Annotated in this window: 14 protein-coding genes and 1 pseudogene; 3 read left to right on the plus strand and 12 right to left on the minus strand. The window is 69.8% G+C overall.

Annotated features, from left to right (window positions below; translation table 11 throughout):
- Window positions 1-156 precede the first annotated feature (156 nt).
- The 9 genes and pseudogenes from BLR95_RS08480 to BLR95_RS08520 all read right to left on the minus strand — a co-directional run.
- Window positions 157-360: pseudogene (locus tag BLR95_RS08480) on the minus strand (transposase); the annotation flags it as partial.
- Between the two features lie 161 nt (window positions 361-521).
- A complete protein-coding gene (locus BLR95_RS08485; RefSeq protein WP_092618385.1) occupies window positions 522-1,955 on the minus strand; it encodes a PAS domain S-box protein in 1,434 nt (477 codons plus the stop codon).
- Window positions 1,945-2,256 (minus strand): circadian clock KaiB family protein, encoded by a 312-nt coding sequence (locus BLR95_RS08490; protein ID WP_092618388.1) that lies wholly within the window; start codon window positions 2,254-2,256, stop codon window positions 1,945-1,947. Before BLR95_RS08490 ends, BLR95_RS08485 begins: the two co-directional genes overlap by 11 nt.
- Window positions 2,257-3,924, minus strand: coding sequence for a circadian clock protein KaiC (kaiC, locus tag BLR95_RS08495; RefSeq protein WP_092618391.1), 1,668 nt, complete (start codon window positions 3,922-3,924; stop codon window positions 2,257-2,259).
- 419 nt (window positions 3,925-4,343) lie between these two features.
- Complete coding sequence (locus BLR95_RS08500; RefSeq protein ID WP_092618394.1) at window positions 4,344-4,826, minus strand: diheme cytochrome c; 483 nt, start codon at window positions 4,824-4,826, stop codon at window positions 4,344-4,346.
- A gap of 2 nt (window positions 4,827-4,828) precedes the next feature.
- Window positions 4,829-5,263 carry a DUF1924 domain-containing protein gene (locus BLR95_RS08505; RefSeq protein ID WP_092618397.1) on the minus strand — a complete coding sequence of 145 codons (435 nt, stop codon included), beginning with the start codon at window positions 5,261-5,263 and terminating at the stop codon, window positions 4,829-4,831.
- Between the two features lie 33 nt (window positions 5,264-5,296).
- A complete protein-coding gene (locus tag BLR95_RS08510) occupies window positions 5,297-5,785 on the minus strand; it encodes a cytochrome b/b6 domain-containing protein (protein ID WP_092618400.1) in 489 nt (162 codons plus the stop codon).
- Window positions 5,786-5,797: 12 nt separating this feature from the next.
- Window positions 5,798-6,190 carry a hypothetical protein gene (locus tag BLR95_RS15755; RefSeq protein ID WP_176787736.1) on the minus strand — a complete coding sequence of 131 codons (393 nt, stop codon included), beginning with the start codon at window positions 6,188-6,190 and terminating at the stop codon, window positions 5,798-5,800.
- A 47-nt stretch (window positions 6,191-6,237) separates the two neighbouring features.
- Window positions 6,238-6,930 (minus strand): cytochrome b/b6 domain-containing protein, encoded by a 693-nt coding sequence (locus BLR95_RS08520; protein ID WP_092618403.1) that lies wholly within the window; start codon window positions 6,928-6,930, stop codon window positions 6,238-6,240.
- Between the two features lie 153 nt (window positions 6,931-7,083).
- Here BLR95_RS08520 and BLR95_RS08525 point away from each other — a divergent pair, with 153 nt between their 5' ends.
- The 3 genes from BLR95_RS08525 to BLR95_RS08535 are packed head-to-tail and all read left to right on the plus strand — an operon-like array spanning window position 7,084 to window position 9,550.
- A complete protein-coding gene (locus tag BLR95_RS08525; RefSeq protein ID WP_176787738.1) occupies window positions 7,084-7,479 on the plus strand; it encodes a PepSY domain-containing protein in 396 nt (131 codons plus the stop codon).
- Complete coding sequence (locus BLR95_RS08530; protein WP_092618409.1) at window positions 7,479-8,162, plus strand: response regulator transcription factor; 684 nt, start codon at window positions 7,479-7,481, stop codon at window positions 8,160-8,162. Before BLR95_RS08525 ends, BLR95_RS08530 begins: the two co-directional genes overlap by 1 nt.
- Entirely contained in the window at window positions 8,159-9,550 is a 1,392-nt protein-coding gene (locus BLR95_RS08535) for a sensor histidine kinase (protein WP_092618412.1), read from the plus strand. The genes BLR95_RS08530 and BLR95_RS08535 overlap by 4 nt, the downstream gene beginning before the upstream one ends.
- On the opposite strand, the gene BLR95_RS08540 is transcribed toward BLR95_RS08535, so the two are convergent.
- The 3 genes from BLR95_RS08540 to BLR95_RS08550 all read right to left on the minus strand — a co-directional run bounded on the left by BLR95_RS08540 (window position 9,536) and on the right by BLR95_RS08550 (window position 13,867).
- Entirely contained in the window at window positions 9,536-10,636 is a 1,101-nt protein-coding gene (locus BLR95_RS08540) for an outer membrane protein assembly factor BamB family protein (protein ID WP_092618415.1), read from the minus strand. The two genes, BLR95_RS08535 and BLR95_RS08540, sit on opposite strands and share 15 nt — an antisense overlap.
- Window positions 10,627-11,469 carry a hypothetical protein gene (locus BLR95_RS08545; RefSeq protein ID WP_092618418.1) on the minus strand — a complete coding sequence of 281 codons (843 nt, stop codon included), beginning with the start codon at window positions 11,467-11,469 and terminating at the stop codon, window positions 10,627-10,629. Before BLR95_RS08545 ends, BLR95_RS08540 begins: the two co-directional genes overlap by 10 nt.
- 403 nt (window positions 11,470-11,872) lie before the next feature.
- The gene (locus BLR95_RS08550; RefSeq protein ID WP_092618421.1) at window positions 11,873-13,867 is read right to left on the minus strand and encodes a type II and III secretion system protein; all 1,995 of its coding nucleotides are present in this window, start codon (window positions 13,865-13,867) and stop codon (window positions 11,873-11,875) included.
- Window positions 13,868-13,870: the final 3 nt, after the last annotated feature.

Below are 13,870 nucleotides of genomic sequence, written 5' to 3' on the forward strand. Positions count from 1 at the left end.
CCACTCCGCATCGGTCGCATCACTTGCGTAGCGTTGGCCCGTCCGCTCATACTGCGGGCGAGTGATTTCGGTCCACATGTTGTGCTCCATGGATGCCTAGACACCACCCATCGAATCACAACCGACTGAAATCACTCAACTCTTTTCCGATCAGGCTCTCAGACGCGTGTTCTCGTCCTCCAAAGCCTTCAGGCGCTTCGCCTCCGAGACCTCCAGGCCGCCATCATACTTGGCCTTCCATTTGTAGAAGGTGCCTTCGCTGACACCATGCCGACGGCATACATCTGCCGTCCGCTGGCCAGCCTCCTGCTCCTTCAAAATCCCGATGATCTGCTCTTCCGTAAACCGGCTACGCTTCATAAATCCGTCTCCTTAACGTCGACGGACTCTACCCAAAAATGGAGGAAAATTAAGGTCTCAGGTCAAAGCGCCTATGGCGTCCGTACTACGACTTCAACGATGCCCTGTTGCCCCTCGGGGCCGGGGTGCTCGCCCAGGTGGCCCGGACGGCCTTGACAGGTTCAGGGCGCTGAGGCGATCACCCGCTGCGGCGGGAAATGCAGGCTGACCGTGGTCCCCACACTGGGGGTGCTGTCCACCTGAACCCGGCCTTCGAACAGGCGCATGATCTGGCAGCACAGGAACAGCCCGAGGCCGGTCCCCTTGTGCTTGCGGGCGTGGGCGCTGTCCACCTGCTCGAAGGGTTTCAGGGCGCGGGCGATTTCCGGACCGCTCATGCCGATCCCCTGATCGGCGACCCGGACCGACAGGCCTCCGTCCTCGTCCATCTCGGCCAGGAAGCGGATGGTGCCGTTGTCGCGGTTGAACTTGATGGCGTTGGTCAGCAGGTTGGTGAAGACCTGGATCAGGGCCCGCCGGTCGCCATGCAGCCCGGGCAGGGTTCGCGGACAGTCGAGGTGGATGGTCTGGCCGGCGTCCTCGGCCATGGTCCGGGTCTGGCGGGTGGCCTCGGCCATCACCGAGGCCAGGTCGAGGGTTTCCTCGTTGAGATCGACCTTGCCCGATTCCACGCGGGCCAGGTCGAGCAGGTCATCGACCAGGCTGACCAGCAGGTCGCCGCTGTCGCGGATGTCCTTCAGATAGTCCTCGTAGCGCGGATCGCCAAGCAGCCCGAAGGGGCGCGAGAGAATCAGCTCGGTGAAGCCGATGATGGCGTTCAGGGGGGTGCGCAGGTCGTGGCTCATTGCCGCCAGGAACTCGGACTTGGCCCGGTTGGCCTGCTCGGCCGCCGACTTGGCGGCCAGGATCGAGGCTTCCGCCCGCTTGCGCGGGGTGATGTCGCGGATGAACACGAACAGCCGCCCGTCGGCGATGGCAGGGGCGAAGCTGACGCTCACTTCCACGTCGATGATGCTGCCGTCGGCGGTCCTATGGGTGGTTTCGAACATGTCGCCGCCGGTTTCAAGGGTGCGCGCCATGCGCGCCGCCACCGCCGTGGCGTCCTCCTCGGCGTCGACGAAATCGGGACGGCAGCCGAGCAGGGTTGCCCGGTCATGGCCGGTCATCCGCAGGTAGGCGTCGTTGACCTCAAGCAGGGTGCCGGTGCGGTCCATCTGCCAGAAGCCGTCGATGGCGTGGGTGATGACGGCGCGATAGGTGGCCTCGCTCTCGCGAAGCTGCGCCTCGGCCTGGGAGCGGCCGGTCATGTCGCGCAGCGAGGCCAGGGAGAGGCGTTTGTCGCCGGTATCCAGGGGGACCACCAGCATGTCGGCGATCAGGATCTGGCCGTCGGGGTGGGGCAGGGCGATCTCGACCGGCTCGTCGGTCTGGATGGGAGCCGAAAAAGTGGTTCCGAGCAGATCAGCGGGCGCGCGCGCCAGGAGCTCTCCGGCCCGTCGGTTGGCGTAGACGATGCGTCCGACCGGGTCGAGCAGCAGGACCCCTTCGGCGAGGCGGTCAAGGACCACGGGCGAGAGGTTGGCGTCAGCGATCATGGTGGGCTGGAGGGTCGTCGCCACCGGGCGGGTTGTCGTAGGGGGGGCCGAGGTGGGCCCGCACCGCCTCGAGGTCGCGCAGGTCGCCGACGATGCGGGCCGGCCGGTCGTCCTCGCGCAGCAGGGTGGGGGTGGCCAGGATGCGGGCCGCCTCGGCGGCGGCCGGGTCGTCGCGCACGTCGACCACCTCCACCCGGCCCAGGGCGCGGGCGTTGGTGATGGCGCGGCGCATGGTTTCCGAGTGTCCGAGCACGAACAGCCTTAAGGCCGGGGAGCCGGCGGGCGGCTGGGCGGTGGCCATCTAGGCGCCTCCTCCACGGGCGGCGGAGAGGGCGCGGGCATCGTGGGTGGTGGCCCGGATGCTCTGCTCCAGGTCGTCGATTTCGCTCTTCAGGCTGTCGAGAGCCCGGTCGCGTTCGATCCGGGTCTGGGCGAGCTGGGCCTCGAAGGTATTGGGCAGAAGGGCCAGTTCTTCCCTGAGGCGGGTCAGGCGGCGGTTCTTGATTTCCAGGTCGCGGGCGTCGGCCTGCTCGCGCAGGAGCTTTTCGGTGCCGAAGACGAAACTGCCCTGGCCCACGTAGGGGTCCTCGATGACGATCCCCTGGTCGGTGATGCGGAACTCCTTGATCTGCTGGGAGGCATTGGCGCCCCGGCTTTTCAGGACCCGGACCAGGCGCACGTATTCCCCGTCCTGGCGGTGCAGTTCCAGGCGGATCCAGGTGTCGAGCAGCGAGGACAGGCCCATTTCGCTGACGCTGTTCTGGGCGTCACCGAGCAGCTCGATCATGACGATCAGCACGCCCTGGGACTTGCAGGTGTCGACCAGGCGCAGCAGCATGCTTTTCACCGCCTGGGGGTCGCCCAGGTCGGTCATCGAGGTCACCGCGTCGATGATCAGGGCGTCGGGGCGTTCGGTCTGGATCATCCGGGCCAGCCGGATCAGGTGTTCCTCCAGCCCGCAATCCACCGAGCGGGCCCGCACGAAGTTCAGTCGGCCGGCGTCCAGATGCGGTGCCACGTTGATGCCCACGCCTTCGTAGTCGTGGCGCAGTTCGCTTTCGTCCTGCTCGAAGGTGAGGTAGGTGACCTTCAGGCCGCCGCCGCACAGGCCGTTGGCCAGTTGGCCGCACAGGGTGGTCTTGCCGCTGCCCGAGGTGCCGGTGATCATCAGCGAGCCCCCCCGATAGAGGCCGCCGCCGAGCAGGGGGTCGAGCCGCGCGTGGCCGGTGCTGACCATGCCCTGGCGCGAGCGGTGGTGCCCCTCGGTGTTGGTGATCGGCATCAGGGAGGGGCCCTGTTGGTCGATCATGAAGGGGTATTCGTTGGTCCCGTGGGGAACCCCGCGCATTTTGGTGACCCTCAGCGTGCGGGTCATCAGCCGGTGTTCGATTGTCTGGCGCAGTTCGATCACCGCGTCGGCGGCGTAGTCCATCAGGCTGTCGCGGGCGGCGGTGGTGTCGGCCGAGGAGATCAGGGTGGTGATCCGCGAATCGCGCAGCTCGCGCAGCAGGGCCAGGGTCTGCTCGCGGGCCACGCCGGCCGAGTCGAAGGCGTAGGCCAGGCGGTTCAACTCGTCGATGGCCAGCCGCCCCGCCGAGGGATCGGCCCCGCCGGCGGCCAGGGCGGCGTCCAGGCGGACCTTGACCACCGTCTGATCGAGGCTGCCGGTCACCACCTCACCGGGCACCGGGCGCAGATCGACGATGGAGAAGAGCCCTTCGGCGGACCACTGGTCCACCGGATGGCCGAGGGCGCCCATGTACTCGTGCAGGCGCTCGGGCGACTCGGTGCAGGTGGCGCATACCGAGCGCTCGCCCCGGGCCGCGCCGTCGGCCAGGAACTGGAGCAGAAAGAGGGTCTTGCCGCACCCCGGCTGACCCATGATCAGGGTCGGGGAGGCTTTTAGGTAGCCCCCGGAAAGAATGGCGTCCAGACCCGGAACCCCGGTGCTCACCTGACTGAAACCCATAGAGGTGGCCCCGTTTGGTTGGACAGGTTGGCGGCGGGGTTAAGCTAATCCCGGTGTTGGTTACGCCGCCAATGGCATAACCTACGCCGTCTCCGGGGTGCGCCCCAGAGACGGCGTAGGCACGACCTGATGATACGCCTCGTTGGGCGTCTGTCCATCCAGAGTCGAGCGCGGCCGCCGAGTATTGTAATAGGCCGCAAACTCATAAATCTGTCATGTCCCCTGGAGTGGTGTAGGAGTTGTGGGTAAGGGGTCCACCGCCGCGCCCGCGAGGGAGCAGGCGGCGGCGGACCGCTTATCTGTCCACTTAACCTTCTTGAGTGACGAATGACTGACGGTTTCGATGGGTCTTCGTCCCATGTTCCGATACCCGAGGTGGGGCCAAGGCGGAGGGGAGGCAGAAAACGAGCCGGCCGGCTTCAGTCCTCGAAATAGCCGCGCTCGGCGTCGCGGTGGCAGGCCAGGCAGTTGGAGGGGGTCATCACCTCCGGCCGCTGCCAGACCCGGGCCGGGAAGTCGTGCTCGTGCCGGAAGGCCGGGTTCTCGGTGATCTTCAGCGGCACCCCGTCGGGACGCACGTAGGCCATGTACTCGCGGGCCAGGCCACGGCGGTCGCGGTCGCCGGCGTTCTCGGTCAGGTAGGCGCGGATCAGGGCCACCTTGTCCTCGGCCAGCGTGGCGTTGTCGCCGAAGTGGTCCTTGAGGTTGTCCATGATGGCGTGCCACGAGCGGGCCGGCAGGAAGCCCGGCTGGAAGGCCATGTGGCAGTCGCCGCATTCGGCCTGGGTCAGGGGGTCGGTGATCGGCGGCACCCAGTCGTCGTCGGCGCTGGCCGGGGCGACCGCCATCACGCCAGCGAGCAGGGCGAGGGCGGCCAGGGGGTGGGCGTTCGGCGCGCGCATGGTCACTGCCCCGCCAGGAAGGTGATGTAGTCGCCCTTCTCGGTCGCCGTGCAGGCCCGGCCGAGCACCTTGTCACAGTCGCGGCGGAACTGCTTGGCCACCTCGTCGGGGTCGGTGAAGCGGTCCGGCTTGGCCGACACCGCCATCGGCTCGATGGGCCGGCCGGTCTTGGCGTTGCGGCCCTGCTGGCGCGGGTCGGTGGTGTGGCAGGTGGCGCAGGCCGGGGTTTTGCTGCCCGGGGACCACTCGGTCATGTACAGGGTCTCGCCGCGCTGGGCCGAGAAGCCGGCGAAGCCGGGGTCCTCGGCCTTGGCCTCTTTGGCCAGGGTGTCGAGGATGGCGGACCGCTCGGCCGCCGGGTCGGCCAGGGCGGGGGAGAGGCCGAGGCCGCTCGCGGTGGCCAGGCCGATCAGGCCGGCAAGGGTGCGCTGAAACATCGGGGTGCTCCTTGGAAAAGGGGTGAGGGGGACTTAAGGGGTGCCGGCGAGGCGGCGGGCGAGGCGGCGGTGGGCGCCGTACAGGAAGGGGATGGCCAGGCCGTGCGCCACCACCACCCACAGCGCCACGTCCGAGGCCAGGGCGTGCGGGTCTTCCACCGCGGGCAGCCAGTGCGCCGCCATGCCCAGCCCGGCCGAAGCCGCGACGCTGAGCAGCAGGCTCACCGCCAGCCAGGCGAACAGCGGGTTGCGGCCCTTTTTCTCGGCCAGCCAGCGGCGGGCGGCGGCGGGATCGGGGCGGGGCAGGCGCCACGGCGCGCGGCGCGCCAGCAGCCCGACCAGGAGGCGCAGCACGACGGCGATCAGCACCGTGTAGCCGGCCACCTGATGGACCATGTAGAAGTCGTCGGAGTCGCCGCTCAGCCAGGCGACCAGGAAGCCGCCGGCGATGGTGGCGTGCCACAGGCGCATCCCGGCCTGGGCCCGGCGGGCCGGCGAGGCAAGAAAATCGAGGGAAGCCATGGTCGGGCGCTCCTAGTCGTTGTCGCGGCCGCGATCATCGCGGTCATCGCGGTCGTGGCGCTTCAGGCGGTCGTCGTCGCGGTCCTCGTGGCGATCATCATCGTCACGGTCATGGCGGCTCAGGCGGTCGTCGTGGCGATCGTCATCGCGGTCGCCGTACCGATCGTCATCGCGGTCGCCGTACCGGTCGTCATTTCGGCCGCCATACCCGTCGTCATTGCGGTCCCGATAGGGGCTGCCGGTGGACGACGTGGCGGGGCTGGTGACGTAGCCGCTGTCGGTGCCCGACTGGGCCAGTTGGGGCGCGGTGGACCAGTCGGCGGCCTTCAGCTCGCCCCAGGCCAGCCCGGCCCCGGTGATGACGCCGGCGGCGATCAGGCCGTGAATCAGGGTCTTGGCAATCATCGGTCGTTCTCCTTGTGGTGGTGTTTCGGGGGGCCGGGCAGGGGGCGTCAGGCCCGCTTGCGCCCGGTGATCATGGACTGGACCAGGTTCTCCTTGTGGGTGGTGCTGCTGACCATCACCCCCAGGATGTGCAGGACCATCAGGGCCAGGGTCAGGTTGGCGAAGACCTCGTGCCATTCCTCCCAGACCTCTTCGCCTTCGCCGTGGCTCTTGCCGTGGTCTTCGCGCGCGCCGTACTCATGCTCGTCGTCGTCGGCCATGGCCGGGCTGACCACGGCCAACTCAAGGCCGGCCTGCTGCTGGCTGACCATGCCGGCCAGCGGGCCCTTGCCCTCCTCGACGGCATAGAGACCCATGCCGGTCCAGGCGGTGCCGGCCAGACAGACGAGCAGGGCAACGGCCATCAGGCCGCCGGCCGGGTTGTGGCCGATGAAGCGCCTGGCCGAGCCGGTCAACTCGTCCTTCAGGTACCGGGCGGCGGTGATCGGCGAGCGCACGAAGTCGGCGAACAGGGCATGGCGCGGGCCGATGAAGCCCCAGACGACGCGGATCGCCACGGTCAGGGCGACCGCGTAGCCGGCCCAGACGTGCACCGCCTCGGGCTCGCCCTCGGTCAGGTAGGCGATCAGGAAACCGCCGACCAGGACCCAGTGGCCAATGCGCACCAGCGGGTCCCAGACCGGGACTTCGCCGTTCTCGTCCGGGGTCGGGGTATCGGTTTCGGTGTCGGGCGTGCTCATGGATGGTTTTCCCTCTGTGGCGTTGCTAGGCTGGGGGGCGTCCGGGGCGGTTGGCCCGGCGACCCTGGGCGGCACCCTGCCAGAGCCGACCTGACCGCGACCTGAGAGCCCCTGTCAGCCAGTTGTCAGCCAGCCTGGACCATGTTCGAGGCCATGACCGCGCCCCTCCGCCCCCTCCATCTGATCCCCCTATTGGTCGCTCTTGTGCTGGCGGCGCCGGCCATGGCCGACGATGACGGCTATCGCCACGGCGAGGACCGGCACGACGACGGCTATTGGCGGGACGGCCATCGCGGCGACCACGGCAGCGACCACGGCGACGACCACGACCGGGCCCGCGCCGCCGTGGCCGAGGGCCGGGCCCGCCCGCTGGCCGACATCCTGAGCGCCGTCGAGCCCGACCTGCCGGGCCGGGTGATCGAGACCGAGCTTGAGATGGAGGACGGCCGGCTGGTCTACGAGTTCACGGTGATCGCCCGCGACGGCCGGGTGCGCGAGGTGATGGTCGATGCCGCCACGGCCGAGATCGTCGCCATCGAGGACGACTGATGCGCGCCCTGGTCGTCGAGGATGACGGGCGGATCGCCGCCGATCTCAAGCGGGCCCTGCAATCGGCCGGCTTTCGGGTCGATCTGTGCGGCGACGGCGAGGACGCCTGGTTCCTCGGCGACACCGAGGATTTCGACCTGATCGTGCTCGATCTGGGGCTGCCCGGGCTCGACGGTCTGGCGGTGCTGAAGCGCTGGCGGGCCGCCGGGCGGACCATGCCGGTGCTGGTGCTGACCGCGCGCGGCACCTGGAGCGAGCGGGTCGAGGGCATCGACGCCGGGGCCGACGACTATCTGCCCAAGCCCTTCCGCATGGAGGAACTGCTGGCCCGCGCCCGAGCCCTGGTGCGTCGCGCCGGCGGCCACGCCTCGGCCCTGATCGCGGTCGGCCGGCTGACCATCGACACCCGCACCCTGGCGGTCTCGCTGGACGGCGTGCCGCAGTCGGTGTCGCCGCTGGAATACCGCCTGCTGGCCTATCTGGCCCACCAGCGTGGCCGGGTGGTGCCGGCGCCGGAGTTGCTGGACCACCTCTACGGCGACGATGACGCCCGCGAGGCCAACGCCCTGGAGGCGGTCATCACCCGCCTGCGCCGCAAGCTGGGCAGCGGGGTGATCGAGACCCGGCGCGGCTTCGGCTACACCCTGGCCGAGGCCGACCGGCCCGACCCGGCGGCGCCATGAAGAGCCCCGGCTCGCTGCGCCTGCGGCTGCTGCTGGCGGCCAGTGTCTCGGTGGCGGCGGCGCTGCTGCTCGCCGGGTGGGGGCTGGGCCATCTGTTCGAGCGCCACGTCACCCGGCGCGCCATGGCCGAGTTGCAGGTTCACCTGGATCAGGTGGTGGCCGGCCTGGAGCAGGACGCCGCCGGCACCCTGGTGCCATTGCGCCCGCCGGCCGATCCCCGCTTCGGGCGTCCGCTGTCGGGTCTCTACTGGCAGGTCGAGGCGGGCGAGGCCACCCTGCGCTCGCGCTCGTTGTGGGACAGCCGGCTCGACCTGCCCCCCGATCCGCTGGCCGATGGCCAGATCCACAGTCACCATCTGCCCGGCCCGGACGGCCATCCATTGTTGGTCATGGAACGTCTGGTCACCCTGCCGCCGCGCCTGGGCAGCCGCACGGTCCGCGCCGCCGTGGCCCTGGCGACGGCCGAGATCGCCGCCGCCCGGCGCGCCTTCACCGCCGATCTGGTGCCCTATCTGGTGGTGCTGGGGATGGTGCTGGTCGCCGCCGCCGGGGTGCAGACCAGCATCGGCCTGCGGCCGCTGGGGGCCATCCGGCGCCGGGTCGGGGCGGTGCACGCCGGCACCCGGTCGCGACTGGGCGACGACTTCCCGGCCGAGGTGCGCCCCCTGGCCGCCGAGGTGGACGCCCTGCTCGAACGCCGCGCCGCCGACATCGCCCGGGCCCGGGCCCGCGCCGCCGATCTGGCACACGGCCTGAAGACTCCCTTGCAGGCCCTGGCCGGCGACGTGGCGCGGTTGCGTGCCCAGGGCCAGGGGGAACTGGCCGACGACATCGCCGGCCTCGCCGAGACCATGCGCCGCCATGTCGAGCGCGAACTGGTGCGGGCCCGGGTGGCGGCTGGCCAGGCCGATGCCCGGGCCGACCCGGCGGCGGTGGTCGGGCGGCTGGTCGAGGTGATCCGCCGCACCCCGGACGGCAGCCGCCTCGCGTGGGAGATCGACCTCGAGGGCGCACCCCCGCTGCGCATCGACCGCGACGACCTGACCGAGGCCCTGGGCAACCTGATCGACAACGCCGCCCGCCACGCCGCGCGGCGGGTGGTTCTGCGTTGCGAGGAACGCGCCGGGATGGCTTGCCTGCGGGTCGAGGACGACGGCCCGGGCATCCCCGAGGCCGATCTGGCCCGGGTCCGCGACCGGGGGCGGCGGCTCGACACCCAGGGGCCGGGCAGCGGGCTGGGGTTGGCCATCAGCGCCGACATCGCCGAGGCCTGGGGCGGCTCCCTGGAACTGGCCAACCGCCCGGGTGGTGGCCCAGGTGGTGGCCCGGGTGGTGGCTTGGTCGCGGCGCTGTGCCTGCCCCTGGCCGGGTCCTCAGTCGGCGCCTGAGGGCAGGCGCAGGCGGTGAATCGTGCCCGCCGTGTCGGCGGCGATGACATCACCGTTGGCCAGCGGGGCGAGGAAGGGGCGGGCCGGGAAGGGCAGGCGCACGGCGGCCCGTTCGTCCCCGCCGGCCGGGTCGAGCAGATGCACCGTGCCGGCCATGTCGAGCACCGCCAGATGATCCCCGATCCGCACCGGGGCGGCCATCACCATCGACCAGTCGGCCCGGCCGTCGCGGCCGAAGCGGTGGGTGCGGGTGCGCCACAGAAGCTCGCCCGAGGTCGCCGACAGGGCAACCATCCAGCCGCGTGGCGACCAGAAATGAACCCGCCCCTGGGCGACCAGGAAGCTGTTGATGAAGTTGCCGCTGCGATGGTCCCAGAGGATGGCGCCGGTGGCCGGGTCGAGGCCGAGCAGGGCGTCCTCGTAGGCCCCGGCGACGATGGGGCCCTGGTCCGGCCCGGGGTCGAGGCGGCGCAGATAGGTCCAGGGGTGGCTCATGTCGTGGGCCCACAGGGGCTTTCCGTCGGCCAGCCGGAAGGCACGCAGGTGACGGTCGCCGCCACCCAGGTAGACCACCCCGTCGCGGACCAGCGGGGGATAGTGGATCACGCCGCGCCCCAGGGTATGGGTCCACAGCACCTGGCCATCGCTCAGGGCGCGGACCTCAAGGCGGTTCTCGTCGCCCACCAGCAGGCGATCACCGGCCACCGTGGGGGCGCCGAATTCCCTCTCCGGCGCCTCCTGCCAGAGCACCCGACCATCGCCACGGTCGATCAGCGCCAGCCCCTCGCGGCCGGCGATCAGCACCACCGGGCGCCCGTCGAGCCGGCCGGGCCGGGGGCGAAAGTGGGCCGGGCTGGGCAGGTCGGTCTGCCACAGGCGGCGGCCTTCCCCATCCAGTCCCCAGCTCCGGCGGCCGGCGGCCACCAGACCCGATTGGTCGGCAAGGATGGGAACCAGGGCCGGATCGCCGCTCGCGAAGCGCCACAGCACGGTCGGCTCGGCCCAGGCGGCGCCGGGGAGCAGCAGCGCCAGAAGCACCAACAGGACGGGGCGGCGGTGCCGCCCCGTCCACGGGGTCAGTCGCATGAGGCCCCCTGGTTGATCCACTGCATGAGGATTTGGATGTTGGGGTGGTCGCGGCTTTCGTTGGGCTCGATGCCGGCCGGCATGCGGTTTTCGGTCAGCCGCTGGTAGAGCGGCGAGGCCTCGGCGTCGCCGGGGATGACGATCTGCACCCCGGGCAGGCCTTCCTGGGCCCGGGCCACGGAATCAGCGCCCAGCATGATGCCGGCGTGGCTGCCCATGTTCAACTCGTGGAAGCTCGGCGGCTCCTGGTTGGACATGTGGCACTCGGTGCACGCCTGCATGCCGCCGAAGGCGTTGCGGTCCTTGAACAGGGGCAGCACTTCCTGGCGGAAGAAGTCGTCGTCCTTGGCTCCATTGTCGATCCAGCTCTTGATGGTCTGGATGTTCTCGCTGTCGCGCGGTGTGTCGAAGGGCACGCCGAAGGGCATGCGGTTGTTGCGCAGGCGGCGGCGCAGCAGGCTGTGCTCGGCGTCGCCGGGCTCGAACATGGGGCGGGCCGGCGGCTCGGTGGCGCCGGCCTTGATGCCCTCGCAGGTGGTCAGGTCCAGGCCCCGGTAGCTGTGCTTGGGGTCGGGCGAGGAATGGCAGAGCACGCACGCCGCCCCCTCGCCAAAGGCGTTGGGCAGGCGCATCAGGGTGGCGATGTAGTCATAGGGGATGGCGATGTTGCGCTTGCGAACCAGTTTCTCGACGGCCAGCTCGTGGTCGTCCATGTACGATTCGTGCTCGTCCGAACTGGCCTGGGCCAAGCCCGGGGTCCAGATGGCGGCCAGCAGGCCGGCGGCCAGGGCGACGCCAAGGCGGCGTGGCGATGATCGGTAAGGCAATGACATTGCTGGGATCCTCCCTGTTTCCTTTGGATGGAAATCAGGCAGGAAGGATCAAGCGGCCTCCTCCCCAGAGGTCACGCTCACCCGCTGGTCGCCGGACCCTGTTGTCCGCGACGCCTTCTGGGCTTCCCCCCTGCCCTGTTGCTGGAACCGTTGGCCCTTGGCACCGCGTTGTCGCGGCTTGTCGGGGGCATTTCGGTTCTTCAGTGGCGGTGTCGTGCGGCGGCTCTCTTGACTGGAGCCCTCGCGCCGCCGGTTTTGGCCCTACTCCAAACTGGGCGAATAAAGTTCGCATGGCGGCCAGGGATCGGGGAAGCCTTTTTTTATGCCATCCGGTGCCGTTCAATGGAAAATCGTCGCTGCGGCGCAGCACGCAAGCCTGATCGGATTGTCGATGCCAGTCGGATCAGTAATAGAGGAACCCCAGGGTGCGCTTGATCGCCCCGAAGATGGAATCGTCGTCCTCGAAGAAGCGCAACTCGATGTCGCCAGTGCGGAACTGGCGGTAGAACAGCGAATCCTCGTTGAAATGGGAGATCACCGCGTTGAGGTTGGTGTTGGCGATCCGCCGGGCCGATTTCAGCTTGTCGGTGTAGACCCGCTCCAGATCCTGGCGGGAGTCCAGGGCTTCGGCGTCCATCACCGCCTCGGTGTAGCGCGGCCGGTGCGGGGTGAGCAGGATCAGGATCGAGGTCTTGGTCTCCAGCTCCTCGCGGCTGGAGAACAGGTACTGGATGCCGGGGATGTCTTTCAGCACCGGCACCCCGGACTCGCTGTCCTCGTTGCCGCGCTGGCTCAGGCCGGAAAGGATCAGGGTTTCGCCGAACCTGAGCACGGCCTTGGCCTGGACCGAGGTCTTGGTGGTCTGCGAGAAGGCGGTGAAGCCGACCTCGGCCGCCTGCATTTCCAGGAACTCGTGATCGGCCTTGACGTCGATGCTCAGGGTGTCCTCGTCCAGGAACCTCGGCGTGACGCTCAGGGTGATGCCGATGTTGATGTCCTCCAGCCCGCCGTCATAGAGGTTGCTGGAAAGCTGCACGTGCAGCACGCCGCCCGAGAAGAAGGTCGAGGTGGCGTTCTCGGTGGCGAGCAGCGAGGGGCGGGCCAGCACCTCGGCGCTGTTCATCTCGTCGTTGAAGATGTTCAGGTTGTATTCCAGACCTTTGAGCGAAAAGATCGGGTTCATGTTGTAGCTGATCGAGGTGGAATTGCCCGCCGCGCCGCCCTGGGTGTTGCTGTATTCGAAGGACAGCAACTGGCCGCCCAGGGTGGTTTTCAGGCCGTCCAGCAGGTTGATGCCCTTGCGCTGGGCGCGCACCTCGTCGAGGCGCAGGATGACCACGTCGATGTTGGTCATGCGCGGCCGCCTGACGCCGCTTTTGCCGGCCGCCGCGTCCTGCCCCTGGGTGCTGTCCGTGCTGTCCGTGGTCCCGGCGCCCTCGGTGAGCGGGTCGCTGGCGGGGGCCAGGGTGCCCGGCTGGTCCGTGGGGGTGTCGTCAAGGTCGCTCTCGTCGACCGGGCCGCTGGGGTAGGGCACGATGTCCGACGACGCGGGCCCGAAGATCGAGCTGTTGCTGGCCGCCAGATGGAAGTGCTCCCACTCGCGCAGCCGGCGGTCGGTTTCCTCGAGCCTGAGGTCGGCCCAGTAGCGGTCGCGCGCGCCCGCCCGGTCGAGCACCGCCGCCCGGTACTCGCCGAGCAGGCGGGGCGCGGTGTCGAAGCGCCCGGCGGCGGCCTCGGCGAACAGCCGGGTGCGGATGCTGGCCGGCGCCTCGGGGGCCAGACGGTAGGCCCGCTCGGCCGCCCACAGGGCGGTTTCGGGGTCGCGGCTGTAGTAGGAGGCGGCGGCCAGGGCGGTCAGCAGGCGCGGGTTTTCCGGATCGTACAGCAGGGCGTAGGAGAACTGGTTCTGGGCCGCCACGTAGTCGCGCTGGCGGAACAGGATCTGGCCCAGCAGGTAGGCCGCCATGGCGTTGGATTCGTCGAAGCGCAGGGCGGTGCGGTAGCCGGCCTTGGCGAACTCCAGCATCTTGGCTTCGCCGGCCCGGCCGCGCAGGTGGTAGGACAGGGCGTTGAGGAAGTGCAGGTGGCCGTTGGCCGGCTCCAGCCTCAGGCCGGCCTCGAAGGCCTTGCCGGCGGCCGTGTAGTCGCCCTCGGCAAGATGGGTCACGCCGCGCTTCAGCGCCGCTTCCAGGTCGCCGTCGGGCTCCAGGGCGGCGATCATGGCGCCCAGGTCGTCGCCGCTGGTGGTGCCGCTGGTCGCACCGGTGTTGGTGGCCAGGGGGGGCGGGGTGCCGGTCGGGGCGCCGTCGGCGGTGGCCAGGCAGCCGCCCAGCCCGAGGACGATCAGGGCCGCCGCCAGCAGGCGGGTGGCGGGGCGCGGGGTCGGTTGGTCAGGCATGGG

Source organism: Roseospirillum parvum (genome assembly GCF_900100455.1).
GTDB classification, from domain to species: domain Bacteria; phylum Pseudomonadota; class Alphaproteobacteria; order Rhodospirillales; family Rhodospirillaceae; genus Roseospirillum; species Roseospirillum parvum.